Annotated in this window: 20 protein-coding genes; 7 read left to right on the plus strand and 13 right to left on the minus strand. The window is 66.0% G+C overall.

The features are described from left to right. Nucleotides 1-2 precede the first annotated feature (2 nt). Nucleotides 3-908 (minus strand): LysR family transcriptional regulator, encoded by a 906-nt coding sequence (locus EXZ48_RS14760; RefSeq protein ID WP_130516674.1) that lies wholly within the window; start codon nucleotides 906-908, stop codon nucleotides 3-5. Nucleotides 909-1,003: 95 nt separating this feature from the next. Between EXZ48_RS14760 and EXZ48_RS14765 the strand changes: the two genes are divergently transcribed. The 3 genes from EXZ48_RS14765 to EXZ48_RS14780 all read left to right on the plus strand — a co-directional run bounded on the left by EXZ48_RS14765 (nucleotide 1,004) and on the right by EXZ48_RS14780 (nucleotide 5,741). Continuing rightward, nucleotides 1,004-2,197, plus strand: coding sequence for an MFS transporter (locus tag EXZ48_RS14765; RefSeq protein WP_130516676.1), 1,194 nt, complete (start codon nucleotides 1,004-1,006; stop codon nucleotides 2,195-2,197). A gap of 659 nt (nucleotides 2,198-2,856) precedes the next feature. Next, complete coding sequence (gene ltrA / locus EXZ48_RS14775; RefSeq protein ID WP_245462096.1) at nucleotides 2,857-4,386, plus strand: group II intron reverse transcriptase/maturase; 1,530 nt, start codon at nucleotides 2,857-2,859, stop codon at nucleotides 4,384-4,386. Nucleotides 4,387-4,511: 125 nt separating this feature from the next. Further along, the gene (locus tag EXZ48_RS14780; RefSeq protein WP_207900419.1) at nucleotides 4,512-5,741 is read left to right on the plus strand and encodes an SGNH/GDSL hydrolase family protein; all 1,230 of its coding nucleotides are present in this window, start codon (nucleotides 4,512-4,514) and stop codon (nucleotides 5,739-5,741) included. Nucleotides 5,742-5,797: 56 nt separating this feature from the next. On the opposite strand, the gene EXZ48_RS14785 is transcribed toward EXZ48_RS14780, so the two are convergent. The 8 genes from EXZ48_RS14785 to EXZ48_RS14820 all read right to left on the minus strand — a co-directional run bounded on the left by EXZ48_RS14785 (nucleotide 5,798) and on the right by EXZ48_RS14820 (nucleotide 15,365). After that, nucleotides 5,798-6,403 (minus strand): histidine phosphatase family protein, encoded by a 606-nt coding sequence (locus tag EXZ48_RS14785; RefSeq protein WP_050744399.1) that lies wholly within the window; start codon nucleotides 6,401-6,403, stop codon nucleotides 5,798-5,800. Then, a complete protein-coding gene (locus EXZ48_RS14790) occupies nucleotides 6,400-7,500 on the minus strand; it encodes an ABC transporter ATP-binding protein (RefSeq protein WP_130516678.1) in 1,101 nt (366 codons plus the stop codon). The genes EXZ48_RS14785 and EXZ48_RS14790 overlap by 4 nt, the downstream gene beginning before the upstream one ends. Further along, nucleotides 7,497-9,242: an iron ABC transporter permease gene (locus EXZ48_RS14795; protein ID WP_130516680.1), complete on the minus strand. Its 1,746-nt coding sequence runs from the start codon at nucleotides 9,240-9,242 to the stop codon at nucleotides 7,497-7,499. Before EXZ48_RS14795 ends, EXZ48_RS14790 begins: the two co-directional genes overlap by 4 nt. Before the next feature lie 51 nt (nucleotides 9,243-9,293). Further along, complete coding sequence (locus tag EXZ48_RS14800; protein WP_130516682.1) at nucleotides 9,294-10,415, minus strand: ABC transporter substrate-binding protein; 1,122 nt, start codon at nucleotides 10,413-10,415, stop codon at nucleotides 9,294-9,296. Nucleotides 10,416-10,439: 24 nt separating this feature from the next. Beyond that, nucleotides 10,440-11,276 carry a MurR/RpiR family transcriptional regulator gene (locus tag EXZ48_RS14805; protein ID WP_024270290.1) on the minus strand — a complete coding sequence of 279 codons (837 nt, stop codon included), beginning with the start codon at nucleotides 11,274-11,276 and terminating at the stop codon, nucleotides 10,440-10,442. Between the two features lie 218 nt (nucleotides 11,277-11,494). Next, nucleotides 11,495-12,778 carry an NAD(P)/FAD-dependent oxidoreductase gene (locus EXZ48_RS14810; protein ID WP_050744434.1) on the minus strand — a complete coding sequence of 428 codons (1,284 nt, stop codon included), beginning with the start codon at nucleotides 12,776-12,778 and terminating at the stop codon, nucleotides 11,495-11,497. A gap of 114 nt (nucleotides 12,779-12,892) precedes the next feature. Next, a complete protein-coding gene (locus EXZ48_RS14815) occupies nucleotides 12,893-13,789 on the minus strand; it encodes a fructose bisphosphate aldolase (RefSeq protein ID WP_130516684.1) in 897 nt (298 codons plus the stop codon). A gap of 70 nt (nucleotides 13,790-13,859) precedes the next feature. Beyond that, nucleotides 13,860-15,365, minus strand: a complete 1,506-nt coding sequence (locus EXZ48_RS14820) for a winged helix-turn-helix domain-containing tetratricopeptide repeat protein (protein WP_130516686.1) — start codon at nucleotides 15,363-15,365, stop codon at nucleotides 13,860-13,862. A 134-nt stretch (nucleotides 15,366-15,499) separates the two neighbouring features. Between EXZ48_RS14820 and EXZ48_RS14825 the strand changes: the two genes are divergently transcribed. From EXZ48_RS14825 to EXZ48_RS14835, 3 genes are all read left to right on the plus strand, one after another. After that, complete coding sequence (locus tag EXZ48_RS14825; protein ID WP_050744435.1) at nucleotides 15,500-15,703, plus strand: DUF1127 domain-containing protein; 204 nt, start codon at nucleotides 15,500-15,502, stop codon at nucleotides 15,701-15,703. A 24-nt stretch (nucleotides 15,704-15,727) separates the two neighbouring features. Then, a complete protein-coding gene (locus EXZ48_RS14830; protein ID WP_130516688.1) occupies nucleotides 15,728-16,894 on the plus strand; it encodes an MFS transporter in 1,167 nt (388 codons plus the stop codon). A gap of 84 nt (nucleotides 16,895-16,978) precedes the next feature. After that, the gene (locus EXZ48_RS14835) at nucleotides 16,979-18,091 is read left to right on the plus strand and encodes an aminotransferase class I/II-fold pyridoxal phosphate-dependent enzyme (protein WP_050744436.1); all 1,113 of its coding nucleotides are present in this window, start codon (nucleotides 16,979-16,981) and stop codon (nucleotides 18,089-18,091) included. A gap of 6 nt (nucleotides 18,092-18,097) precedes the next feature. Here the strand turns inward: EXZ48_RS14835 and EXZ48_RS14840 are convergent, their stop codons facing one another. The 3 genes from EXZ48_RS14840 to yghU form a co-directional block, all read right to left on the minus strand. After that, complete coding sequence (locus tag EXZ48_RS14840) at nucleotides 18,098-18,919, minus strand: LuxR C-terminal-related transcriptional regulator (RefSeq protein WP_023514605.1); 822 nt, start codon at nucleotides 18,917-18,919, stop codon at nucleotides 18,098-18,100. 144 nt (nucleotides 18,920-19,063) lie between these two features. Beyond that, nucleotides 19,064-20,314: a cysteine desulfurase-like protein gene (locus tag EXZ48_RS14845; protein ID WP_130516690.1), complete on the minus strand. Its 1,251-nt coding sequence runs from the start codon at nucleotides 20,312-20,314 to the stop codon at nucleotides 19,064-19,066. A gap of 160 nt (nucleotides 20,315-20,474) precedes the next feature. Beyond that, nucleotides 20,475-21,389, minus strand: coding sequence for a glutathione-dependent disulfide-bond oxidoreductase (yghU, locus tag EXZ48_RS14850; RefSeq protein ID WP_023514603.1), 915 nt, complete (start codon nucleotides 21,387-21,389; stop codon nucleotides 20,475-20,477). A gap of 181 nt (nucleotides 21,390-21,570) precedes the next feature. Here yghU and EXZ48_RS14855 point away from each other — a divergent pair, with 181 nt between their 5' ends. Then, nucleotides 21,571-23,373: a diguanylate cyclase gene (locus EXZ48_RS14855; RefSeq protein ID WP_130516692.1), complete on the plus strand. Its 1,803-nt coding sequence runs from the start codon at nucleotides 21,571-21,573 to the stop codon at nucleotides 23,371-23,373. Nucleotides 23,374-23,426: 53 nt separating this feature from the next. Here the strand turns inward: EXZ48_RS14855 and EXZ48_RS14860 are convergent, their stop codons facing one another. Next, nucleotides 23,427-24,257, minus strand: a complete 831-nt coding sequence (locus EXZ48_RS14860; RefSeq protein ID WP_130516694.1) for an oxidoreductase — start codon at nucleotides 24,255-24,257, stop codon at nucleotides 23,427-23,429. Between the last annotated feature and the right edge of the window lie 44 nt (nucleotides 24,258-24,301).

Raw genomic sequence — 24,301 nt, forward strand, 5'->3', positions numbered from 1 at the left:
GGTCAGGAGACCTTGCCGCGCTCCGCAAGAAAATCGAGCAGCGCCCTCACGCGGGAAGGAAGCGGCCCGCCCTGGCCGACATAGACCGCATGGAAGGCCTCCTTCTCTTCGGCACCAAGATGCCCGAGCACAGGCACGAGGCGGCCGGCGGCAATGTCTTGGCGCACGGTGAAGGCGGAAAGACGGGCAAGGCCGACCCCCGCCAATGCCAGATGGCGAAGGGCTTCGCCGTCGCTCGCCTGGATACGGCCCGTGGCGGGCACGATGACGGCCTTGCCGTTCTCCCGCAGCGGCCAGCCGTCCACTGCCCGCGTATAGCCGAAGCCGAGGCGGTTGTGCGCCTGAAGCTCGGCGATCGTGCGGGGTTCGCCGCAGCGTGAAAGGTAGGCGGGCGCGGCAACGACGACCAGTTGCGTCTCCCCCAGCTTGCGGGCGATGAGGCTCGAGCTTTTCAGCGGCCCGGCACGCACGGCGACATCGGTGCGCTCGGCAAGAAGATCGACGACGGCGTCGGTCAGAATGATGTCGAGGGTGATGCCGGCATGCAGCGCCAGAAACTCCGGCAGAAGCGGCGCGAGCACATGCGTGGCATAGGACGCGCTGGTGTTGATGCGCACGCGCCCGACCGGCTGCTCCCCGAGGCCCGCCGCCCGCTCGGCATCCTCCAGATCAGCCAGGATGCGCTTTGCCCGCTCGTAGAACGCGCAGCCCTCCGGCGTCACTTGCAGCTGCCGCGTCGAGCGGTTGAGCAGGCGTGCACCGAGCCGCGCCTCCAGCCGCGCGATGAGCTTGCTGACCGCCGAGGGCGTCATGCCCGCGGCACGCGCAGCGGGCGAAAATCCCCCGAGCTCGACCACGCGCGCAAAGATCTCCATTTCGCCGGATCGGTTGACTTCGGATCGACCCATGATGAATTCAACTCACAAATTATGTTCCTCTCGGATATCTAATTCACCCTCTCGTCAGTGTCTATCTTCCGGTCAACACACGATTGGAGTGGACAATGCCTCTAGCGCTTTACGCCCTGACGGTTGGTGCCTTCGGCATCGGCGTCACCGAATTTGTCATCATGGGCCTCCTTCTGGAGGTCAGCAGCGAACTGAACGTCACCATCGCGGCCGCGGGGCTGCTGATTTCCGGCTACGCGCTCGGCGTCACCATCGGCGCACCGATCCTGACGGCGATGACCGCACGCTGGCCGCGCAAGCGCGTGCTTGTCGGCCTGATGGCCATCTTTGTCGCCGGCAACGCCGCCGCGGCGCTTGCGCCGGACTACGGCTGGCTGATGGCCGCACGCGTGCTGACGGCGTTGACCCACGGCACCTTCTTCGGCGTCGGCTCGGTCGTCGCCACGAACCTCGTCGCCGAGGACAAGCGCGCCTCCGCCATCGCCCTCATGTTCACGGGACTGACCGTAGCGACGGTGATCGGCGTGCCGTTCGGCACCTGGCTCGGCCAGCATTATGGCTGGCGGTCCACCTTCTGGGCCGTCACGCTGGTCGGACTGGCCGCGCTGATCGTTCTCGCTACGCTGGTTCCCCGGGATACGGCCGCGCCCGCCGTGTCGGACTGGCGGGCCGACCTGCGGGCGATCGCCCGCCCCGCCGTCCTGCTCGGTCTCCTGACCACGGTGCTCGGCTATGCCGGCGTCTTTGCCGTCTTCACCTATGTCGCGCCGCTTCTGACTGAGATCAGCGGCTTCTCGGATACCGCGGTGTCGCTGATCCTTCTGGTCTTCGGCGGTGGGCTGGTCGTTGGCAACCTGCTGGGCGGAAGGCTCGCCGACCGCAACCTGCTGCGCTCCATCTTCGGCACCCTTGCCGCCCTCGCCCTTGTGCTCGGGCTGATGACCTTCGCCTTCAACAGTCAGGTGGCCGCGGTGATCTTCATCGGGCTCCTCGGGGCCGCCGGCTTTGCCACGGTCGCCCCCTTGCAGATGTGGGTGCTTTCCAAGGCGGAAGGCGCAGGCCAGAGCCTCGCTTCGAGCTTCAATATCGGCGCCTTCAACCTCGGAAACGCCATCGGCGCCTGGGTCGGCGGCGTGATCCTCGACCAGGGGCCCGGCCTCGCCTGGGTGCCGCTCGTCGCCGCCGCCTTTCCCGCCGCCGCCATCCTCGTCGCCGCGCTTGCGGCACGGAGCCCGCAGCCTTCCGCGCAAACCGTCTACGCAAATCAAACCGCAGGATTGAGCAAATGACCTCTCTTACAGTGCGCCTCGCCCCAATCGGGGAGGCATATGACTGGAATGCAAAGAGAAAGGAGGATGTGAAGACTTGCCTGCCCCCTGCTGCGAGGGGGCATGAGCCCAAGCGGCGGTGACCTGCCGTCAACTGGCAGGGTGACGTAGCCCGCAGGAAAAGGGGATTGAGGCGAAGCCGTTACGCCAAGATGGTTCCCGAGGCTGAAGTATTGGAAGGTTGAGGAACACGAACCGGTTAACCCGCATCTGAGGGCTGAAAGGTCGCCTTCGCCTACACGGCTTAACAGGCGAAATGCTGATGAAGCTGCCGGACACGTAAGTCGGCGGCATCCGAATACGGTCGTATATGTAGGTCGCCCGTATGGGGTCATGGGGAGAATGCAGCCAGACCATGACATCGGCATCGACTTGCGGAACGCAAGGGAAAAGACTGCGACCGGCAGCCTCACCAATACGCAGACGTCCAGCATATGAACGAGGGAAGGCATGATGGAATGACAACGATGTTCTGCGTCGCAAGGGAGTTGACCCTGATGTCCATCATGTTGGCGGAGTTCCCGTAGTAGTCCGGGATGGGGAAAGCCCATCACATGGCGAAGGGGAACAGTTCAAACTGCTTGAAGTGCAAACTACCTGACCAAGCGAGGTGAAGACCTTTGATAATCAGTGAAATGCAGCACAAGCTCGCAACATGGGCCGAGAGCGATCCAAACCGACGGTTTGATCGTCTTCTTCGGTTGATTGCCAATAGGGAATGGCTTGCCGAGGCCGCTCGGATGGTTCTGGCGTCAAGCGGCGCACGAACGCCGGGTATTGACGGAATGGACAAGCAAAGACTGCAGGTCAAACTGGATCAGCATCTGGACGACCTGCGGACAAGCCTGCTGGAGGAGAGCTACCGCCCCCAGCCGGTCAAGCGCATCTATATCCCGAAATCGAACGGCAAGCTACGACCACTGGGTATTCCAACCCTGACGGATCGTATTGTTCAACGCGCTATGCTGATGGCCATGGAGCCAATCTGGGAGAGCGATTTCCATCGTTTATCCTATGGCTTCCGGCCGGAACGGAGCGTGCATCATGCCGTCCGCACCGTGAGGATACAGCTTCAGGATGGTGCCGACACAACGAGGGGCCGCTGGATCATCGAAGGTGATCTGGCCAGCTACTTCGACACGGTCCAACACCGGCTGCTTCTGAAATGCGTGCGGCGACGGGTGCAGGACGGACGGTTCGTTGATCTTCTCTATAGGTTCTTGAAGGCAGGCCACATCGACCGTGGCCTGTTCACAGCCTCCAGCGAGGGTGTCCCGCAAGGTGGCGTTCTGTCACCGCTCCTGTCCAACATCATGCTCCACGAGTTTGATATGTGGCTGGAGGCGAAATACCTGAGCAACAAGGCCCGCAAGGATCGCTGGGCATGGAACTTCGGCATCCAGCAGGGCCGCCCCATTACGGTTCGCGAGAATCGGCAATGGAAACCGGCTGTCGCCTATTGCCGCTACGCTGACGACTTTGTCGTGATCGTAAAAGGAACCAGAGCTCAGGCAGAGGAAATCCGCGAGGAATGCCGGGCGTTTCTGGAAGGTGAGTTGAAGTTGACGCTGAACATGGAAAAGACCCATGTCACCCACGTCAATGACGGCTTCGTCTTTCTGGGGCACCGGATCATCCGCAAGCGTGGGGCACATGGACGGATGTCCATCGTCACGACGATACCCAAGGAAAAGGCCAAGGGGTTTGTTCGCAGGCTCACCGAAGCCTTATCGGGCAATCATGGTGTCAGTACGGTCGACATGATCTCGAGCCTGAACCGCCAATTGGTGGGATGGGCGGCGTTCTACAAGTTCACCGACTTCACGGCGTATGTCTTCCGGCGCATCGACCATGTCGTGTTCTGGAAAATGGCGCATTGGCTGGGACACAAGTACCGATCCCGCATCAAACCCTTGATGCGGAAATGGGTCAGGGTCCCGGAACCGGGCAAGGCGAAAACCTGGCTCGTGTTTGGTCGAAATGAACGCGGTGAACCCGTCGGAAAAGCGCTACACCGGCTTATCTCAAGCCCCAAGGCGCAATTCCGGTGGCGTAATCCGGAGGAAAACCCATACATCTTCCGGACCGAGAACCGCAGTACCGTCACTTCGCAATACCATGACGTTGCCATGGCCATGGGCCAAGCTTGAATAGAGAGCCGTATGCGCTGAAAGGTGCACGTACGGTTCGGGGAGGAGAAGCGCATCTGCGCTTCTTACTCCACTCACACTGGCCGACCCGCCGCCGTCAACCGCGTGAAAAACCTGCCGGCACCGTGCTTCTCGCCAGCACCCTCGTGCTTGCCGCCGCCCTCTCCGGCCCATCGCCGGCGATGGCCGCAGAGACGAGCTGGGTTGGAACCTGGGCGGCGAGCCCCCAGCCGATCTGGGGAGCGGATTTCGCCCTGCCCACGAAAATCCCCGCCTCCGTGACGGACGAGACCATCCGCCAGATCGTGCGCGTCAGCCTCGGCGGCTCGCGCATCCGCCTCGTCTTTTCCAATGCCTATGGCGACCGCCCGCTGCGGATCGGCGGAGCGAGCGTGGGGCTCGCCGGAGAAACCGGAGCGGTATCCGGCACGATCCATAAGATCACCTTCGGGGGCGGCGATACGATCGTCGTGCCACCCGGCGCGCCCGTCGTCAGCGATCCCATGGACATCGAGGTCGATGCCCAGGGCAAGCTCGCCGTCTCCCTCTACCTGCCCGGCGAAACGCCGCTGACCACCTTTCACTGGGACGGCCGGCAGACAGCATGGTTCGGCAAGGGAGACCTCACGGCGGCGAAGGACTTCCCCGCGACGGCGAGCACGGACACCCGCCTTTTCCTCAGTCAGGTGCTGGTCGATACGCCGAACGAAGGCACTGTCGTTGCAATCGGAGATTCGATCACCGACGGGAACGGCGCGACGGTCGATGCCGACACCCGCTGGCCCGACTTCCTTGCAAGGCGCCTCGCCCCGCATCGGGTGGCTGTGCTGAACGCCGGCATTTCTGGCGGCCGGCTGCTGCAGGACAAGATGGGCGTGAACGTCGCCGCGCGGCTTGAGCGGGACGTGTTCTCCCAGCCGAACCTGAAGGCCATCATCGTCCTTATCGGCATCAACGACATTTCCTGGCCCGGCACGGACTTTGCCCCGAACCAGCCGCGACCGACGGCGCAAGACCTGATCGCCGGTTACCGGCAGGTGATCAGCCTTGCCCATGCGCGCAATGTCAGGGTCATTGGAGCGACGCTGCTGCCCTTCGAGGGCGCGCTCAGCGGAACGCCGCTCGACAACTACTATCACCCCGACAAGGACGCCCTGCGCCAGGAGATCAATCGCTGGATCCGGGAGAGCGGCGCTTTCGATGCCGTCGTGGATTTCGACGCGGTGCTGCGCGATCCGGAGCGCCGTGAGCGCATCGCCCCGTCGTTCGATTCCGGTGACCATCTGCATCCTGGCGATGCGGGCAACCGGGCAATGGCGGAGGCCATCGATCTCGACGCACTGCTCGGCCGCTGATCCCGGCCACCGTTCCGCGCGGAAGGCCCCGGCTGTCCGCCGGGGCCCTCGCCTCGTCAGTCGGCGACGGAAACATCCGGGGCGACGGAGCCGATATTGTAGCCTTCGAGCTGGGCGGCCGCGCCGTTCTTCTGCGGGAAGTTGAGGATCGTCGCAGTGCCCGGCGTGACGGGAACGACGCGCGACGGCGGCAGGTCGAGGAATTCATGGCAGACGGCGCGGATGACGCCGCCATGGGCGACGACCAGCAGGTCACCCTCCGTGCGGGACATCCAGTCGTGCACACCATCGGCGACGCGGCCGCGGAAGGCGCCCCACGTCTCGCCCCGCGTCGGGGTGAAAGTGCCGGCGCGCCAGGCGACGTAGTCCTCGGGATGGTCGGCGATCAGGTCCGGTTTGCGCAGGCCCGTCCACTCGCCCATGTCGAGTTCGCGGAACCGCTCGTCGGAGGGGGCGTCGGGGTGGCCGATGAGCGCGACGGTCTGCCGGGTGCGGCCGAGATCCGAGGCGATGATGCGGGCCGGCTTCAGCGCCTTGGCATAGGGGCGGAAGCGCTTGACCTGTGCGACGCCGCGCTCGGACAACAGCGAGTTGTCCTGGCCCTGCAGCCGCTGCTCGGCGTTCCATTCCGTTTCGCCGTGACGCATGAGGATCAGCCTCATTGATGTATCCTTTCTCCAGTGGCGGCAAAGACCGCATCGGGTGTTCGAATGAACGAGAGGGGGATCGGCTCGCCGGGCGTCGCCGTGAAATAGCCGTCCGCCATGCCGGTGATGCGCAGGTCACCGATCATCGCGGTCACCATGGTGCGTCCGGCAATCGGCGCGGCCTCGGCAAAGCGCGCCGTCAGCGAGGGCATGCCGGCGACGACGCCGACGCCGACATCCTCGGCACGGTAGAGGAGCTGCGCTTCCGCCCGCCCGCCGGCAAGCGCCGCCGGCGCGAGGGCGAGGTCGTTGAAGAGGAGGGCATCACCCTTGAGGCGCACCGGCAAGAGATTGGCCGGCGGCGTGCCGAGGAAGGTGGCGACGAAGGTGGTCTGCGGGTTGCGCAGGAGGTCGATCGGCTTGCCGAACTGCTCGACGCGGCCATTGTTGAGCACCGCGACGTGGGTCGCCATCGTCATCGCCTCCACCTGGTCGTGGGTGACGTAGACCGAGGTTGCGCCCGTTGCCCGGTGGATGCGCATCAGCTCGCTGCGCATCTCGATGCGCAGCTTCGCGTCAAGGTTCGACAGGGGCTCGTCGAAAAGCAGGATGCTCGGCTCGGGCGCGATGGTGCGGGCGATCGCCACGCGCTGCTGCTGGCCGCCGGAAATCTCCGCCGGATAGCGCTCTGAAAGCGCGTCGATGCCGAGCAGGGCAAGCACCTCCCTCACCCGCCGCTCGCGCTTTTCGCGCGGCCATCTCGCGACCTTCAGCGGCCAGGCGATGTTGCCGGCAACGGTCATGTGCGGCCAGAGCGCGTAGCTCTGGAAGACGAGCCCGGCATTGCGCCGGCCGGCATCGGCGATGACGCCGCCCGAACCGCTGGAGACGGTCTGCCCGACGAAAGCGATCTCGCCCTCGCTCGGGCTTTCCAGCCCGGCCAGCATGCGCAGCAGGGTCGACTTGCCGCAGCCCGACGGGCCGACGAGAACCAGGAAAGCGCCGGGCGGAACCGAGATGTCGACGTCCTGAACGGCGGTGAAGGCACCGAACCGTTTGACGAGATTGCGGATCTGGATGGCGTCCGCGGCGCCTTTCGCAAGGGCGTTCATGTCTCTTTCCATTTCTGGACGCGGTTCTGCAGGCCATGGGCGAGGAAGGAAGCCGCAAGGCAGACCACGAGGATGACGAGGGTGATGGCATTGGCGAACTGCATGAAGCCTTCGGCCGCATAGCGGTAGGCGACCATGCTGAGCACCGGCGAGGTAGCGGTGAAGAGCAGCACGACGAGCGAGAGGTCGCGCACCATCTTCACGAAGACGAGGATCGCCCCGGCGAACAGGCCCCGGATCGCCAGCGGGAAGATGATGGCGAAGAGGCGCCGCACGAGGCTCGCGCCGGTCAGCCGGGCGCTTTCCTCGATGTCGGCAGAGATCTGCCCGAGCACCGAGCGGCCGGACTGCACGGCGAAGGGCAGGTTGTGCGCCGAGGCCGCGATGACCAATAGCGCGAACGTGCCGTAGAGGGAAGGCAGCGGGCCGATGGGCGCACCGTAGAGCGCGATATAGGCCGCGGCGAAGGCGATGCTCGGGATCAGCAGCGGCAGGAAGGCGAGCTGGCTGAGCACGGTGGCGAGCAGGCTGCCGCGGCGCTGCACGATCGTATAGGCGAGCGCCAGGCCGAGCAGCATGGTGGTGAAGGCGACGACGAGGCCGAGGCGGATCGTGGTCCAGAGCGCATCGAGCAGCACGGGATTGCGGAAGATGCCGGCCTGGCCCTGCGCCATCTCGCCGCCACCCTCGCCGATCCAGAAATGCAGTGTCCAGTTGGAGAACAGCGCACCGCTCTGCGGGGCGAGGCTGGAGGCCGCCAGAACGAGAACGGGCAGCACGGTGGTGACGAAGCCGATCAGCACGGCGAGCGCAAAGAGCGGCCAGCGCCAGCTGCCCAGCGGGAAACGCTTGGTGCGCCCACCCTTGCCGGTAACGGTGATGAAGGCCTTGCGGCCCGAGACGATGCGGTCGGAGAGAAAGAGGAACAGGGCCGAGACGGCGATCAACAGCAGCGCGATGACGAAGCCGCGCTCGTTCTGCCCGGTCTCGATCATGCCGAAGAGGCGGGTGGAGAGCGTCTGCATGCGCACCGGCAGGCCGAGCAGCGCGGGTGCGGCGAAGTTGGAGACGGCGCCGGCGAAGGTGAGCGAGGCGGCGGCGATCAGCGCGGGCGTGACGACCGGCAGGATGATGCCGAAAAAGATGCGGGGGCGTTTTGCGCCGGCCATCTGCCCGGCTTCGACAAGGTCGGCCCCGACGGAGCTGAGCGCGGCAGCGATGATGGTATAGGCCAGCGAATAATAGTGCGCGACGAGCACGATCGCCGTCGGGATGAGGCCCCAGGCGAGCCAGTCGGGAATGGCAAGGCCGCTCGTCTCGAGGAAGCCGGCCGAGCCGCCGAGCCGGGAATTGCGGAACAGCGTGCCCCAGGCGAGCGCGGCGGCAAAGCTCGGGATCATGTAGGGCAACGTCGCCATCAGCGCGAGGAAACGACGGCCCGGTACGTCGGTGAGCACGACCAGCCAGGCAAGGAAGCCGCCCATCAGGAGGCAGCCGCCGGCCACGCTGAAGCCGAGGATCATCGTGTTGAGGAGCGGGCGCCACCACAGGTTGGCGGAGAGCCGGCTGGCGAGCACCGCCTGCCAGGCCTCGAGACCCTCGGGCGTCAGCGTGGACAGGAGAATGCGCAGGAGCGGCGCGACGACGAGGACGGCGACGATGGCGATGAGCAGCGCCGGCAAGAGAAAGCCCGATCGGAGCAGGCGCCTGCCCGATGGCACGGAAAGCGACGTGGATGTCATGATGATCCTCCACGTCCACCGGCGCACGCAAGGCGCCGGTGGACGGGTCCGTTACTGAAGCGTGATGATGAGGTCGGCGATGCGGCCGCGCGCGGCCGCCGTCTTCGCCGGATCGATCGTCCAGGCCTTCAGCTCGCCGAGCTTGACGGAATCGGGGTGGTCGGCGATCGCCTTGCGCACCGCATAGTCGCCCGGCACGTTGAAGGGCTCGAAGCCCGGACCGCCGGTCGGCGTGTCGTCGCCGAACATGAAGTCGATCAGGAGACGCGCGGCGGCCGGATGCGGCGCCTTGTCGGCAATCGTCAGCACCGCCGGGAAGAGGATGCCGTTCGACGGCTCGACATTGTTGGCGACCTGCAGCGCCCAGCCTTCCTTCTCGTTATCGCGGCGGTCGGAATAGGTGCCGAAGCCGACGGGCGGGTTCTTGGCGCCGGCATCGCCGACCGACTTGTTGAGCACGTCGCTGTTGGGAACGAGGATCAGGTCGTTTTCGAACAGCGCCTTGATATACTGCTCGCCGGCCCCTTCGAGGCCATCCTCGATCTCGATGTCCTTGCCGTACTGCGCCTTGTAGGCCGCCGCCATCTCGGCGGGATGCAGCGCGATCTCGGTCAGGAGATCGAGCAGTTCGCCGCGCTGGCTCGGATCGACCATCAGCACCCTCCCCTGCCATTCCGGCTCGGTGAGCTGCCAGAGATTGGTGACGGGCGAACCGTCCGGGAAGGCCTTCTCATTGTACATCAGCACCTTGGTGGAGAGACGCTGGGTCAGCAGCGGCGCCTTGTAGCGATCCTCCAGCTCGCCCGCCACGCGCGGCGGCACGTAGTTCACGACGCGCTTTCCCTCCAGAAGCTTCGTGAAGACGACGGGCGTGTCGGCGATGTAGAGCACGTCGACGGCATGGACGCCGGCCTGCTGCTCGGCCTCCACGCGGGCGATCTGCTTGGTCGAACTCATGTCGACGCCGACCAGGTCGATGCCCGGATAGGCCTTCTCGAAGGCCGCCTCGATCTTGGCGATGCGGCTCGACAGCGAGAAGACCGTAACGCTGCCCTCCTTCTGGGCGAGCGGCAGTAATTGCTCCGGCGTCAGGCTATCGAGATCCTCGGAAAGCGCGATGCCCGGCAGGGCGAGACACGCCACGAGGGCGGATGCGTATACTCGTTTCAGCATGGTTTCCTCCTCCATTTTCCCCATTCAGTCGAAGTCGTTGAAAAGCTCCGACAGTTTCTCCAATCGCCCGATGACCTCCCGCTCGTGCCGTCCGGCGATCGTCAGCACGATGCCGTTGACAATGGCGAAGGGGATCGTCGGGGTCTGGAATTCGCTTCCCGAACGCCCGCGCGGGGCGGCGAGCATCAGATCGGCCGCAGGCTCCATCAGCGGTCCGGCAAGGTCCGAGACGAGAATGGTGCGTGCGCCGACCCGCGCGGCGTGGCGCACCAGCGGCCCGTAGCTCTGCGGCTGCTTGCGGAAGGCGAGCGCGACGACGAGGTCGCCCGCCTCCATGCCGACCAGCCGCTCGGCAATGTCGCGGCCGCGGCCCGTCAGCGCGATGGTCGTCATGCCGAACCGGTCGAGCCGGCGCTGCAGGAAGCCGGCGACGGACTGGGCATGGCCCTGACCGAAGACGAAGACGCGGCGCGCCTCGAAGATCATGTCGGCGGCGCGGTCGATATCGGCCTGCGGCACCGCGCGGGCCAATGCCTCCAACGCGGTGATCTCTGCCGCGATGAGGTCGGAAAGGTAGTCGCCGTGCTCGACCTTGGCGACCGAGCGGCGCATGCGGTTGGCCGCGTCCTGATCGAGCAGAACCTCGCGCTGCAATTCGGCTCGCAGGTCCGGAAAGCCCTTGTAGCCGAGCTTCTGCGCCAGCCGTGTCGCCGTCGCCTCATGCACGCTGGCGCGCTGGGAGAGCTGCGGGCCGGACAGGAACGCCGCCTCCGCGCGGTTCTCCAGCATGGCGGCGATCAGCTTCTGGTCCGCCTCCGTGAGCCGGCGGGACTTGGCCTTTATGCGATCGAGAAGGGTCATGGCGCTCGACAAGGTTGTTTGCAGCGCCGATGGTGTTGGCAAAGCACCTTGCAGTCAAGACAGGCACCGCAAGAATCCTTGCAAGGCTCTGCAAAGCCGCGCCGCCGGGCGGGGCCGTGGGAGACAATTCGGCAGGGAAAACAAGGCGTCGGGGCGGGCGGACCCGAAACAGGGAGCCGCGACCCGATAGATGGAATGCGAAGGAACCGGCGGGGTCGCTAGCGCTCGTTCCGGTGAATGTCGCGCTGGGTGATGAGGCGCGCGCTGTTGCGGCCGGTGGCATAGGACCACAGCCAGCTCAGCGCCACGGCGATGCGGCTGCGGGTGCCGATCAGGAAGAAGATATGGGCGATGCCCCAGAACCACCAGGCCAGCGCGCCCTTGAGCTGGATGCGACCGAAATCCACCACCGCGGCGCTCCTGCCGATCGTCGCGAGATTGCCGGAATGGCGATAGCGGAAGCGCCCCGGCGGCGGTTTACCGGAGAGCCGGTCGCGCAGCAGCCCTGCCACGAAGCGTCCCTGCTGCTTGGCCGCCGGCGCGATGCCCGGCACCGGCGTGCCATTCTCGTTGAGCACGCTGGCCGTATCGCCGATGACGAAGATCTCGGGATGGCCGGGCACGCCGAGATCCGGCCCGACCCGCACACGCCCGGCCCGGTCGGCCTCCACGCCAAGCCAGGCCGCGGCGGGAGACGCCTTCACGCCCGCCGCCCAGAGCACCGTGCGGGCGGCGATCTCGTTTTCGCCGATGCGCACCCCCTCGTCGGTGATGTTCGTCACCGCCTCGCCGGTCTGCACACTGACGCCGAGCCGGGTGAGCGCCGCCTGCGCATAGGCCGACAGGCTCTCGGCAAAGGCCGGCAGGACGCGCGGCCCCGCCTCGACCAGGATCACGCGGGCGGTGCGCGTGTCGATGTTGCGGAACTCCTTCGGCAGGATGTGCTGCGCCAGCTCGGCGATGATGCCGGCAAGTTCGACGCCGGTCGGTCCGGCGCCGATCACCACGAAGGTCAACAGCGCCGCCCGTTCCGCGGCGCTCTCGGAGACCTCGGCCTTCTCGAAGGCGAGAAGCACGCGGCGGCGGATCGTCGTCGCATCTTCCAGCGACTTCAAACCCGGCGCCGCGCCCTCCCATTCGTCGTGGCCGAAATAGGAATGCCGGGCGCCGGTGGCCAGCACCAGCGTGTCGTAGGCAAGCGGGGCGCTCTCCTTGAGATCGACGCGCCGTGCCGCCTCGTCGATGCCGACCACCTCACCGAGGATCGTCGTCACGTCCGCGCGCGCCTTGAAGAGGTTGCGGACCGGCCAGGCGACATCGGAGGTGGGCAGGATCGTCGTCGCCACCTGGTAGAGCAGCGGCTGAAAGAGATGGTGGTTTCGCTGGTCGACGATCGTGATGTGCAGCCCCGGAAACCGCAGCGCCTTGACCAGCGCGAGGCCGGCAAAGCCGGCGCCGACCACGACGAGACGGTGGGCGTTGGAGGAAGGCGCATCCTGCATGTTCGTCATCCCGCTTGTCCTTGTTCCACACGCAGACGCCGCGAACGAGGCGGCGCCCCTGTCGCGGCGTGCGTTTCATGCCGTTTCAGGGCAAGGGCCGCACCGGCCCCGCCCTCAGACCTTCACCACGCTGGCGGTGTAGATTTCGTCGATCGTCCTGCCGAGGCTGGCGTTGAACGCGGCATCGTTCATCGTCACGCGCAGATCCTCGGTGAGGGCGCGCGAGAAACTGGCGATCATGCCGTGGTTGCGGCTGAGCTTCTCGCAGGCATCCGCCCGGCTGTAGCCACCCGAAAGGGCGACGACGCGGGTGACCGCCTTGTGCTCGACAAGCGGCTTGTAGAAATCCGCAAGCGTGGGGATGGTGAGTTTCAGCATCACCTTCTCGCTCGCCGGCAGGGCGTCGAGCTCCCGGGCGATCTCGTCGCGCAGGATCGCCTCGGACTCCCCCTTGCTCAGGCTCTTGATCGAGACTTCCGGCTCGATGATCGGCACGAGGCCGTGGCCGAGGATCTGCCGGCCGACCGCGAACTGCTGCTTCACCACGGCGGCAATGCCGGCCTTGTCGGCATGGGCGATGACCGAGCGCATCTTGGTGCCGAAGATGCCCTTCTTCGCCGCGCGGGCAAGCAGGGCGTCGAGATCGGGCATCGGCTTCATCACCTGCGCGCCGTTCTCCTCGGTGGCAAGACCCTTGTCGACCTTGAGGAAGGGCACCACGCCGCGCTCCTCCCACAGATAGGCTGGCACCGGCCTGCCGCCGGCGTCGCCATCCATGGTCTTCTCGAACAGGATGGCACCGATCACCTTCTCGCCGGTGAAGGCGGGCGCCGTCATGATGCGCACGCGCATCTCGTGCATCAGCCGGTACATCGCCTCCTCGCCGTCATAGTCGGTCTCCGCGATGCCGTAGAGCCGGAGGGCACCGGGCGTCGAGCCTCCGCTCTGGTCGAGGGCGGCGATAAAGCCCTCCTTGCCGGTCATCTGCGCCATCATCCTTGCATCGGCCATGGTTTCCTCCCTGTTGCGGACCGGGACGCGGCGCGCCCTGCCCTGATCTCTTCTTGCCCGCCGCCCGGCCTCATGCCGGAAGGCCGGCCCTACGGTAGCCCTCGACGAAATGCGCGCGCGTCGCGGCATCGCGGAACGGCTCCGTCTCGGCCCATTGGCTGGTCGAAAAATGCGGATTTGCGATCAGGAACAACGCGACCTCCGCCCGCGCCTCGTCGAGCCGGCCGAGCTGGGCAAGGCTTGCCGCGAGGAACCGGCGCGAGCCGGTGCGGTAGGTCTCGTCGCGGATCAACGTCTCGACGGCGGCCTCGTAGGCGCCGGCGGCATATTGCGCCTGACCGAGCGTCAGATAGTACCAGCTCGCCGGATAGGGATTGAGCCGGAAGGCCTTGCGGATCTGCTCCAGCCCCTCCTCGACGCGCCCGGCAAGCACGAGGATGTCGGAGCGGGTGGCGAAGGTGTCGGCCTCGTTCGGATCGAGCGCGATGGCCCGGTCAAATTCCGCATCCGCTTCGTCGAAGCGGCGCTCGTAGGCGAGCAGGTTGGCCAGCACCCAGCGGCAGCCCGCGTCGTTGGGGTCGATCGCGACGGCTTTTTCCGCAAGCGCGAGGGCAAGCCCACGGGCCGGCTCCTCCGGCTCGCCCCAGTGCACCCAGCCCATCCAGTGGTTCATGGCGAGCCAGCGGTAGGCCTCGGCATAGTGCGGGTCGAGCGCGACGGCGCGCGTCAGCATCAGATGCGCCTCGCGCGCCGTCTGCGGCGAATCGTCGATCAGTTTTCGCGCCCGCACGCACAGGTCGTAGGCTTCGAGGCTCTTCGGCCGGTTGCGTGGCGGCGGTGCGCGCAAGCGCCCGAGCAGCGCCTCGACGATCTTGCCGGCGACCTCGTCCTGTACGGCAAAGATGTCGTCGAGGCTCCGGTCGAAACGATCCGCCCAGAGATGGTCGCCATGCAGCGCATCGACCAGCTGGGCATTGATCCGCACACGCCCGCCGGCATGCCGCGCACTGCCCTGCAACAGGTAGCGCACGCCGAGATCCTCGGCGATGACGCGCACATCCGCCGCCCTGCCCTTGTAGGCGAAGACCGAGTTGCGGGCGATGACGAAGAGGCCGGGCATGCGGGAAAGGTCGGTGATGAGATCTTCCGTCAACCCGTCGGAAAAGCTCTCCTGCTGCGGATCGCTGCTGACATTGACGAAGGGCAGCACGGCGATCGACGGCCTGTCGGGCAGCGGGCGGGGCACCCGATCCATCCGGTGCGGCGCGATGGCCCCGGTGAAGCGATAGCCGACGCGCGGCACCGTCGAGATCCATTCGCCGCCGCCTTCGGCCGGGCCGAGCAGTTTGCGCAGCTGGGCGATCTGGACGGTGAGGTTGCCCTCCTCGACGACCGTGCCGGGCCAGGCCGCATCCATCAGCTCGGCCTTGCCGAGGATTTCGCCGGGCCGCCCGACGAGCGCGGCAAGCAGCTTCAGCCCGCGATGGCCGACGGCAACAGGATCATCGTTCCGAAGGAGCGTTCCCGCTCCGGAATCAAGCACGAACGGACCAAAGGCAAAGCGCGCTCCCTGCATAGGGCGCATCTATAGCCGGTTTTGGAAGTTTTTGAGAACTTTTTGGGAGGGCTTAAGGACGGTTCCCGCCCGCCGCCGGCACAATCGAGCCTTCAAGACCGGGCCTTTCCCCGGAAAATCCCTTGGAGGTTGCCATGACCCACATTTCCACAGCAAGGCCGTCCGCCCCGCCGGGCCGTGTCAGCATCCGCACGCTTCTGGCCGCCTGGGACGCCCGCCTGCGCTTCCGCTGGGATCTTGCGCGCAAGGCGGCGGAGACCCCGCACCTGATCGACGACATCGGCCTGACGCGCGACGCGGTCGAGACCGAGATCGCCAAGCCGTTCTGGCGGGTATAAGACCGGGATCATGTCGAGGTTTGCATGACGGCGGAAAGCACGACATCAACAGGGGAGAGCGGCATCCCGTGGGCCGCGATGGCCGGGATCATCGCGACCGTCTCGGTCTTTGCCCTGGCACAGGGGCTGACCTATCCGCTGCTCAGCTTCATCCTGGAACGGCAGGGCACGACACCCGCCCTCATCGGCCTGTCGGCCGCCATGACGCCGCTCGGCTTCATCGTTTCCGCACCCTTCATTCCGGCGCTCGCGCAGCGCGTCGGCGGGGCGCGGCTGGCAATCCTCTGCGCACTCCTCGCCGCGTTCGCGCTTGCGGCCATCGGGTTGGTGCAGGACGTGCGCGCCTGGATGCCACTGCGCTTCCTGCTCGGCGTCTTCGCCAATCCGCTCTACGTGGTCAGCGAGACCTGGCTGATCGCGCTCACGCCCGCCGCCCGCCGCGGCCGCATTCTCGGCCTCTATTCATCGGTCGTCTCCGGCGGCTTTGCCATCGGCCCGCTGTCGCTCGGCCTTGTCGGCACGGCGGGCTGGGCACCGTTTCTCGTCGGCATCGTCGCCTTCGTCCTCTGCAGCCTGATCGTGCTCGCCGTCGCGCAGCGCCTGCCGGACATCCCACAGGAGGGCGAGGCGGTATCGATCGCCGGTATTTTTTCGCGCGCGCCACTCCTCCTCTTCGCCGTCTTCACCGCGGCCGCCTTCGAACAGACCTTCGTGTCGCTCTTTGCGGTTTATGGCACAGCGCTCGGCAGCAGCGAGGCGCGCATCGCCGCGCTCATCACCGTGTTCATCGCCGGCAACGCCGTGCTGCAGGTCGTGCTGGGGCGCATCGCCGAACGGTGCGGTGCGGCGCGCACCATGCTGGCCTGCGCGCTTGCCGCACTGTTCTTCTGCCTGCTTTTGCCACAGGTCTTTGCCGCCTGGCCCGTCTGGCCGCTCCTCTTCGTCTGGGGCGGGGTTTCCTTCGGCATCTACACCATGGCGCTGATCGAGCTCGGCGAGCGCTTCACCGGCCAGGCGCTGATCGCCGGCAATGCCGCCTTCGCCCTCGTCTGGGGCATTGGCGGCATGACGGGTTCGCCCGCGACGGGCCTTGCCATGCAGTTGGTCGGCCATCAGGGACTGCCTGCTTCCCTCGGTCTCCTGTGCTTCATGCTCGCCCTCCTCCTGGTGCTGCGCCGACGACAGGTCTGAGCCATCCCCTTCGAGGTGGATGGGAAGCGTTGCCGCCCTGCTCTAGGCTTCTTGAATGCCGGGCAAGGACAAGGAGAGCGCCCCATGAAATACACCCGCATGCCCATCGAGCTGGAATCGCCCGAACAGCTCGGCTACGACACGATCCGCTACAACCTTTCGGAAAGCTCGGTCGCCGACCGCCGCCTCGGCGAGCTGAAGCTGACGCTCGACGACATCCTGCTGTGCTACGGCGACCATCGCGGCGCACCGGACCTGCGCGGCCTGATCGCCGGCACGGGCGAAGGCCTTTCGGCCGACGACGTGCTGGTGACGGCCGGTGCTGCGGGCGCACTCTTCATCATCGCGACCTCCATGCTGAAAGCCGGCGACCACATCGTCGTGGTGCGGCCGAACTACGCGACCAATATCGAGACGCCGCGCGCCATCGGCTGCAAACTCAGCCTTGTCGACCTCACCTTCGAGGAAGGCTACCGGTTGGATCTTGCAAAGATCGAGGCTGCGATCCGGCCGGAGACGAAATATGTCTCGGTCACCTATCCGCACAACCCGACGGGCGTGATGATTTCGCCGGCCAAGCTTGCCGCCCTCGTCGCGCTGGTGGAGCGCAAGGGCATCCATCTGCTGTTCGACGAGACCTATCGCGAGATGACCTTCGGCCCGATGCTTCCGGTTGCCGCCAGCCTGTCGGACAGGGTGATCAGCGTCTCCTCGCTCTCGAAGACCTACGGCATTCCCGGCATCCGCATCGGCTGGCTGATCAGCCGCGACGCCGCACTGATGGAGACCTTCCTTGCCGCCCGCGAGCAGATCGGCATTTCCGGCAGCATGGTGGACGAATACATCGCCTATGTCGCGCTCAGCCAGCGCGAGGAATGGCTGGCCTTCAACAATGCCCGCATCGCCAGCGCCTTTGCCATCGTCAAGGACTGGATCGCCAGTGAACCGCTGGTCGAATGGGTCGAGCCGTCGGGCGGCTGCGTCTGCTTCCCGCGCATCGTGCCGTCGGCGGATGTCGATCTTGCCGCCTTCCACGAGCGCCTCTACAGCCAGCACCACGCCTATGTCGGCCGCGGCCGCTGGTTCGAGCAGGACGACCGGCACTTCCGCATCGGCTACGCCTGGTCGAGCGAGGCGGAACTGCGCCAGGGCCTGGCGGCAATCTCCGCGGCGATCCGCGAAAGCCTGAGGACCTGACAGGCTCTAGAGGTTGAGGCTGCGCAGGAAGGCGGAGAACAGCTCCTGCTGGGTCGAGAGATTGAGCTTGGCATAGAGCTTCTGCCGGTGGGTCTTCACCGTGGCGATCGAGATGCCGAGATGGTAGCCGATCGATTCGCTGGAATGGCCCTTGAGGATCAGCAGTGCCACCTCCCGCTCCCGCGGGCTCAGGAGGCCGCGGCCGAAATCGGTGAAGAGATGGTCGAGGGGGCGCGGCTGCGGCCGCGCCTCGCTGCGGGACAGATGCGCCCACAGCCGGCGGAAGATCGCGGCGATCAGGGCATGGGCCTCCCGAAGCCGGGCGACCGACGCTGCATCGAAGCCGCCTTCGCTGCGGATGCGCGACAGGCTGATCTCCGCCATCTCGCCGCCCGGCAGGTCGACGGCGATAAGCAGTTCCTCCATGCCTTCCGGCCAGCCATGGGTGCGATAGCCGAGCTCTTCATCCTCGTGACGGCGGATGTCGAGGCCGCGATACAGATCCGAGCCGAGATAGTTGTCCGGCGCCAGATCCCGCATCAGGTAGATGCCCGAGGCGAGGCCGCCGAGATAGGCATTGTAGAACGGGTTCAGGACATAGGTGCCGGCAATGAACAGGGCCACGGCCCGCTTGGCGCGCGGGCCGGAAAACGTGTCGAAGACGTAGCTCGGCCCACCGTTCTTCCGGTGGACCACCGAGAGCGCGAGATGGAAGCGCGCGAGCGAACCGATGGCCGCCAGCAGCGCGGCAACGCTGTCCGGCTGGTCGTAGCGATCAAGCGCATGGGCGAAGGGCGCTACCCAGCGCGCAGCAAGCGGTTCCGACATGGCACCATCTGTGAAAATCCTGAGAAAAGCCGGCCAGAACAGGTTGCCCGGTCACCGGAACCGCTCCGGTTTCTTGTTCCTATCGTATTGTCCGGCACCGAAACGATGCGGCTCGGCGTGGAAATGCACCGCCGGCCGACACAGTTACGATGCAGCGCCCTGCCGCACAAGCGCGCCGACGACGGCAAGCGTGCGTTCGATCTCTTCCTCGCTGTTGTAGTGGGCGATACCGATGCGCACGACGCCTTCCTCTTCGGAGAGGCCGAGATGACGCGCCGGTTCCAGCGCGTAGTTGTGGCCGGACCAGACATTGACGTCATGGTCCGCCAGTTCCTCGGCGAAGCGATGGGTCGACAGGCGGTCATGGGTGAACGAGATCGTCGGCACGCGGTGGGCGAAAAGGTTCGCATTGGCGATGCCCATCAGCCGGATGCCGGGCAGCGCCGTCAATCCGCCGATCAGCCGGCGCATCAGGTCGGCCTCATAGGCGTCGAAGGCCTGGTAGGCGCCCGCCATCCTCTCGCGCCGCGTGCCCGTCGCGCCCGTCGTTTCGCCGGCCCAGGCGAGATAGTCGATCGTCGCGGTCAGACCGGCAAGAAGCTCGGTCTGCGGCGTGCCCGTGCAGAAGCGGTCCGGCAGGTCGTCGCTCTGGCAGCGCACCCGGTGGGGCGGCAGCGCGCGCAGCACCTTGTCACGCCCCCACAGGATGCCGAGATGCGGGCCGAAGAACTTGTAGGACGAGCAGGCGAGGAAATCGCAGCCGATCGCCTGAACATCCGGCAGGCGGTGCGGCGCCAGCTGGACCGCGTCAATCCAGACGAGCGCGCCGGCCGCCCGGGCCATTGCCGCAAGCCTGGTCACGTCGTTGATGCTGCCGGTCATGTTGGAGGCATAGTTGAGGGCGAGGAATTTCGTGCGGGGCGAGAGCAGCGCGGCAAGGTCTTCAGGCTCGATACGCCAGGTCTCCTTGTCGAAGGCGAGCCACTTCACCACCAGGCCATGGTCCTCGGCCATGGCAAGCCAGGGCGAGATGTTGCCCTCGTGGTCCATGCGCGTGACGATGATCTCGTCGCCGGCCACCAGCGTCTTGCCGATGACACGCGCCATCTGGAAGGCCAGCGTCGTCATGTTGGGGCCGATGATCATTTCCTGCCACGAGCCGGCGTTGACGAATTCCGCCGCCGCCTCGTGCGCGGCGCGCCAGATCGCATCGGCTCGCTCGGAGGCGGCAAAACGCCCACCCAGATTGGCCGATGCCGTCGCCATCGCCCCGGCCACGGCATCGATGACCGAACGGGGGACCAGCGTTCCGGCCGGATTGTCGAGATAGGCCGTGTGCGACTGCGCCAGAGCCGGGAAGGCGGCGCGGATCAGATCGATGGGATAGGCGGTCATGGGGAACACTCTTTGCGGCACAGGTCAGGATACCCGCTTATCCCGCGTCCAGAAAACCCTCGCAATCCTCCCAGAAGATGAGGCGCTGCCAAGAAAAAACCCCTCCCCAAAAGGGGAAGGGTCTTCAAACACCGGCCGGACAACCCGTGCCCGGTCGTCGTTACGCCGTCTTGCTGGCTTCCAGCTTGTCCTGCGTCTTCGTGTCGAAGTCGGAGGCATCGTGGCGTTCGTGCAGCTGCTCGGCCGGATCGCCGCTCAGCCGGTTGACCATGCGGCCGCGCCTTACCGCCGGCCGGGCGGCGATCTCGGCCGTCCAGCGCTGGACATTGCCGTAGCTCTTGACGTCGAGGAAGGTGCCGGCATCGCCATAGGCCTGGCCGAGCGCCAGGTTGCCGTACCAGGGCCAGATGGCCATGTCGGCGATGGTGTAGTCGTCGCCGGCCATGTACCGGTTGTCCGCCAGATGCCGGTCGAGCACGTCGAGCTGGCGCTTCACCTCCATCGCGTAACGATCGATGGCATACTGGATGCGCATGGGCGCATAGGCATAGAAATGGCCGAAGCCGCCGCCGAGGAAGGGGGCGGAGCCCATCTGCCAGAACAGCCAGTTGAAGGTTTCCGTGCGGGCGCGCAGGGCGCTCGGCAGGAAGGCACCGAACTTTTCGGCAAGGTAGAGCAGGATGGAGGCGGATTCGAAGACGCGCACCGGCGCGCCGCCGCCCGCAGGCGCGTGGTCCATCAAAGCCGGGATCTTGGAATTCGGATTGACCTCGACGAAACCGGAGCCGAACTGGTCGCCATCGCCGATGCGGATGGGCCAGGCATCGTATTCGGCGCCCGCATGGCCGGCGGCCAGAAGCTCCTCCAGCATGATCGTGACCTTCACGCCATTGGGCGTGGCAAGCGAATAGAGCTGCAGCGGATGCTTGCCGACCGGCCGGTCCTTCTCATGCGTCGCGCCGGCGATGGGGCGGTTGATGTTGGCGAAGGCACCGCCATTGCCGCTTTCCCATGTCCATACTTTCGGGGGTTCGTAGCCGGCGGGAAAATTGTCGGCTGGGGATTTCTCGGTCATGAATCTATCCTTGTCTTTGCCCGAACGCATCCGGCCTGCCGGATGCACCTTGCTCCATATAGGAAGGCGATTGCATTTTCTTATCCCCTCCCGCGTCCTTCGTTGCAACGGGCAGCCCCTCCCAGCAAATGACGGTGTTTCCTTAATCCTCCTTTCAAACAGCCGCTGGCACTGTAGCAGGATGCGAATCACCACGATCACCAACTGGGCCTATGGAATCACGGTCGTTCTGACCGCGCTTTCGGGCGCCTCCTTCATGATGTCCTCCCGCAGCGCCCTCGAGGAGCGCGCCGCGGTCGAGGAGCATCTGACGCTGGATACGCTCGCCGAGGAACTGGCGCTCGGCGCCGAGCTTCGCAGCGACGAAGCGCGGCTCTACGTGATGCGCGGCGAGGAGCGCCACCTGGAGGCGTTTCGCGCGGAGGAGGAATCGGAACGCCGCCGCGAGGCGACGGCCGCACGGCTCATCGCCCAGGGGCTGGCGCCCGGCGAGGCGGAGGCGCTGAAGGAAGTGGTTCGCGACGCCGAGGCGCTGGACAAGATCGAACTGTCCGCGATCGAGGCCTTTCAACGCGGGGACAAGGACGCCGCGCAGGATGCGCTTTTCGGACCGGAGCACGAACGATTCCAGAAGGCGCTTCTCCAGACGGTCGCCCATTTCCGCGACCTGACGGCGGCGCGCACCGGCGCCCAGCTTGAAGCCGCGCAGGACCGCAGCAACCTGTGGAGCCTCGTCGCCAAGGTCATGCTCGCCTTGACCGGCGCCCTGTTCGTCGCCGTGCTCTACTTCGTTCTTCGCCGGCGGGTGGCGATGCCGCTGATGCGGATGACGGGTATCGTCAGCCGGCTCGCCAAGCAGGACTATACGGTCGAGGTGCCTGTCGACCGGCGCGCCGACGAGATCGGCGAAATGAACGAGGCGATCGAGATCTTCCGCGCCAACCTGATCGAGCGGGAGAAGCTGGATGGCGAACGCAGGGCCGACCAGCGCACCAAGGATATGATCCTGCAGATGATGCACCGCGTTCAGGCGTGCCAGAATCAGGAGGAGCTTGCCGAGGTCGTGGTTCGCTTCGCTCCGCAGATCTTCCCCGAACTTGCCGGCGGCCTCTACATCCTCAACGACAGCAAGACGGCGCTCGCCCGCGCCGGCGCCTGGCTCGAGCCGCAGCATTCGCCGGCGGCGTTTCCCGCCTCCGCCTGCTGGGGGCTCCGCCGCGGTCGCTCCCATGAAAGCGGCACGAGCGGCTCCGACGTTCCCTGCCAGCATCTCGACATGTCGGGCGCGGCCACACTCTGCGTGCCGCTGACGGCCCAGGGCGACATGATCGGCCTCCTCTACATGGAGGGACGGGAGGAAGAAGCGCTCGGGCCAGGCGGCCTGCGGCTCTATCTCGAACTGATCGCGGAAAATGTCGGCCTGGCGATCGCGAACCTGCAGCTGCGGGAGAAGCTGATCGCGCTTGCCGTACGCGACCCCCTCACCGGCCTGTTCAACCGCCGCTTCCTCGATGAAGCATTGCAGCTGCACGGCCAGGATCGCAGCAGCGAACCGCTCACCTGCCTGATGATCGATATCGACCATTTCAAGCGCTTCAACGACCAGTTCGGGCACGATGCGGGAGACCTCGTCATGCAATATGTCGGGCAGACACTGCGCGAGACGGTGGGCGCCGCCGGCAGCGCCTATCGCTTCGGCGGCGAGGAATTCACCGTGCTCCTGCCCGGGCTCGGCGAGCAGGAAGGCACCGAAATGGCAGACACGCTGCGGCAGAAGATCGCCAGTGCGACACTCTCCCATTCCGGCCAGGTTCTCGGCACCGTATCGGCCTCCATCGGCGTTGCGGCCTCCCCGCTGGACGGCTCCGTCGCGACACTCATCACCCGCGCCGATGCCGCATTGCTCGAGGCGAAAGCCGCCGGCCGCGACCGGACCATGGCCGCAAGCCAGATCAAGAAGGCAGCCGCGCGAAAGAGCTCCTGACCCGCTCCCCGGCTTCGGCGAATGCCGGGAAGCAGGCACTCGCGTCCCCCTCTTCAGGACGGAAAATCCGTTGAAACCGCAATCGCCCGCCATTCGGCGATGAGTGCTTCGTTTTCCGCATGTTTTGCGGCAATCGCAGCGATCGTATCGCTGCCGAGCGGCAGGCGGACCGGCGGGTTGGGCGCATCGACGAAATCGACGACGACCTCGGCCAGCCTCTGCGGATTGCCGGGCTGGTTGTGGCTGATGACCTTCGCCCTTTCCCGCACCGCACCGGCGGTCTGCGCATAATCCGCAATCTCGATCGGGCTGATCGAGAGCGAGGTCGCATCGAGGAAATCCGTGCGGAAGTAACCGGGCTCGATCGCCGTCGCATGGATACCGAGTGGGGCGAGTTCGGCGGAAAGGGCCTCCGTCAGGCCCTCGACGGCGAATTTCGTCGAGGAATAGACGCCGAAGCCGGGACCGCTGCGATAGCCGCCGATCGAGGAGAAGTTGAGGATATGCCCGGAACGCTGACGCCGCATATGCGGCAGCACGGCGCGGGTGACGGCGAGAAGGCCGAAGACATTCGTCCGGTAGAGCGCTTCCACCTCCGCCCCCGTCGCCTCTTCGACGGCACCGAGCAGGCCATAACCGGCATTGTTGACGAGAATGTCGATACCGCCGAACCGGGCGACCGCCTCACCGACGGCCCTGTGCGCCTGTGCTTCGTCGGTGACGTCGAGCGCGACGGCAAGCAGGTCCGGGCGTGTGCCGAACCGGTCGAGGATCGCCTGCGGGTTGCGCGCCGTCGCAACGACGCGGTCGCCCTTTTCCAGCGCCTTTTCTGCAATCAGAGCCCCGAAACCGCGCGAGGCACCCGTGATGAACCATGTCCGCATAATACTCTCCTTGAGTGTCGGATCTGTGCCCCGTCTTCGGTGGC

The organism is Shinella sp. JR1-6, from assembly GCF_004284735.1.
Taxonomy (GTDB): Bacteria; Pseudomonadota; Alphaproteobacteria; order Rhizobiales; family Rhizobiaceae; genus Shinella.

Coding starts and splice junctions, on each gene's coding strand:
- EXZ48_RS14845 (WP_130516690.1), bottom strand. CDS start 20,314: ATGACCGCCTATCCCATCGATCTGATCCGCGCCGCCTTCCCGGCTCTG.
- EXZ48_RS14830 (WP_130516688.1), top strand. CDS start 15,728: ATGACGGCGGAAAGCACGACATCAACAGGGGAGAGCGGCATCCCGTGG.
- EXZ48_RS14860 (WP_130516694.1), bottom strand. CDS start 24,257: ATGCGGACATGGTTCATCACGGGTGCCTCGCGCGGTTTCGGGGCTCTG.
- EXZ48_RS14825 (WP_050744435.1), top strand. CDS start 15,500: ATGACCCACATTTCCACAGCAAGGCCGTCCGCCCCGCCGGGCCGTGTC.
- EXZ48_RS14760 (WP_130516674.1), bottom strand. CDS start 908: ATGGGTCGATCCGAAGTCAACCGATCCGGCGAAATGGAGATCTTTGCG.
- EXZ48_RS14805 (WP_024270290.1), bottom strand. CDS start 11,276: ATGACCCTTCTCGATCGCATAAAGGCCAAGTCCCGCCGGCTCACGGAG.
- EXZ48_RS14790 (WP_130516678.1), bottom strand. CDS start 7,500: ATGAACGCCCTTGCGAAAGGCGCCGCGGACGCCATCCAGATCCGCAAT.
- EXZ48_RS14815 (WP_130516684.1), bottom strand. CDS start 13,789: ATGGCCGATGCAAGGATGATGGCGCAGATGACCGGCAAGGAGGGCTTT.
- EXZ48_RS14855 (WP_130516692.1), top strand. CDS start 21,571: ATGCGAATCACCACGATCACCAACTGGGCCTATGGAATCACGGTCGTT.
- EXZ48_RS14765 (WP_130516676.1), top strand. CDS start 1,004: ATGCCTCTAGCGCTTTACGCCCTGACGGTTGGTGCCTTCGGCATCGGC.
- EXZ48_RS14800 (WP_130516682.1), bottom strand. CDS start 10,415: ATGCTGAAACGAGTATACGCATCCGCCCTCGTGGCGTGTCTCGCCCTG.
- EXZ48_RS14785 (WP_050744399.1), bottom strand. CDS start 6,403: ATGAGGCTGATCCTCATGCGTCACGGCGAAACGGAATGGAACGCCGAG.
- EXZ48_RS14795 (WP_130516680.1), bottom strand. CDS start 9,242: ATGACATCCACGTCGCTTTCCGTGCCATCGGGCAGGCGCCTGCTCCGA.
- EXZ48_RS14840 (WP_023514605.1), bottom strand. CDS start 18,919: ATGTCGGAACCGCTTGCTGCGCGCTGGGTAGCGCCCTTCGCCCATGCG.
- yghU (WP_023514603.1), bottom strand. CDS start 21,389: ATGACCGAGAAATCCCCAGCCGACAATTTTCCCGCCGGCTACGAACCC.
- EXZ48_RS14835 (WP_050744436.1), top strand. CDS start 16,979: ATGAAATACACCCGCATGCCCATCGAGCTGGAATCGCCCGAACAGCTC.
- EXZ48_RS14810 (WP_050744434.1), bottom strand. CDS start 12,778: ATGCAGGATGCGCCTTCCTCCAACGCCCACCGTCTCGTCGTGGTCGGC.
- EXZ48_RS14820 (WP_130516686.1), bottom strand. CDS start 15,365: ATGCAGGGAGCGCGCTTTGCCTTTGGTCCGTTCGTGCTTGATTCCGGA.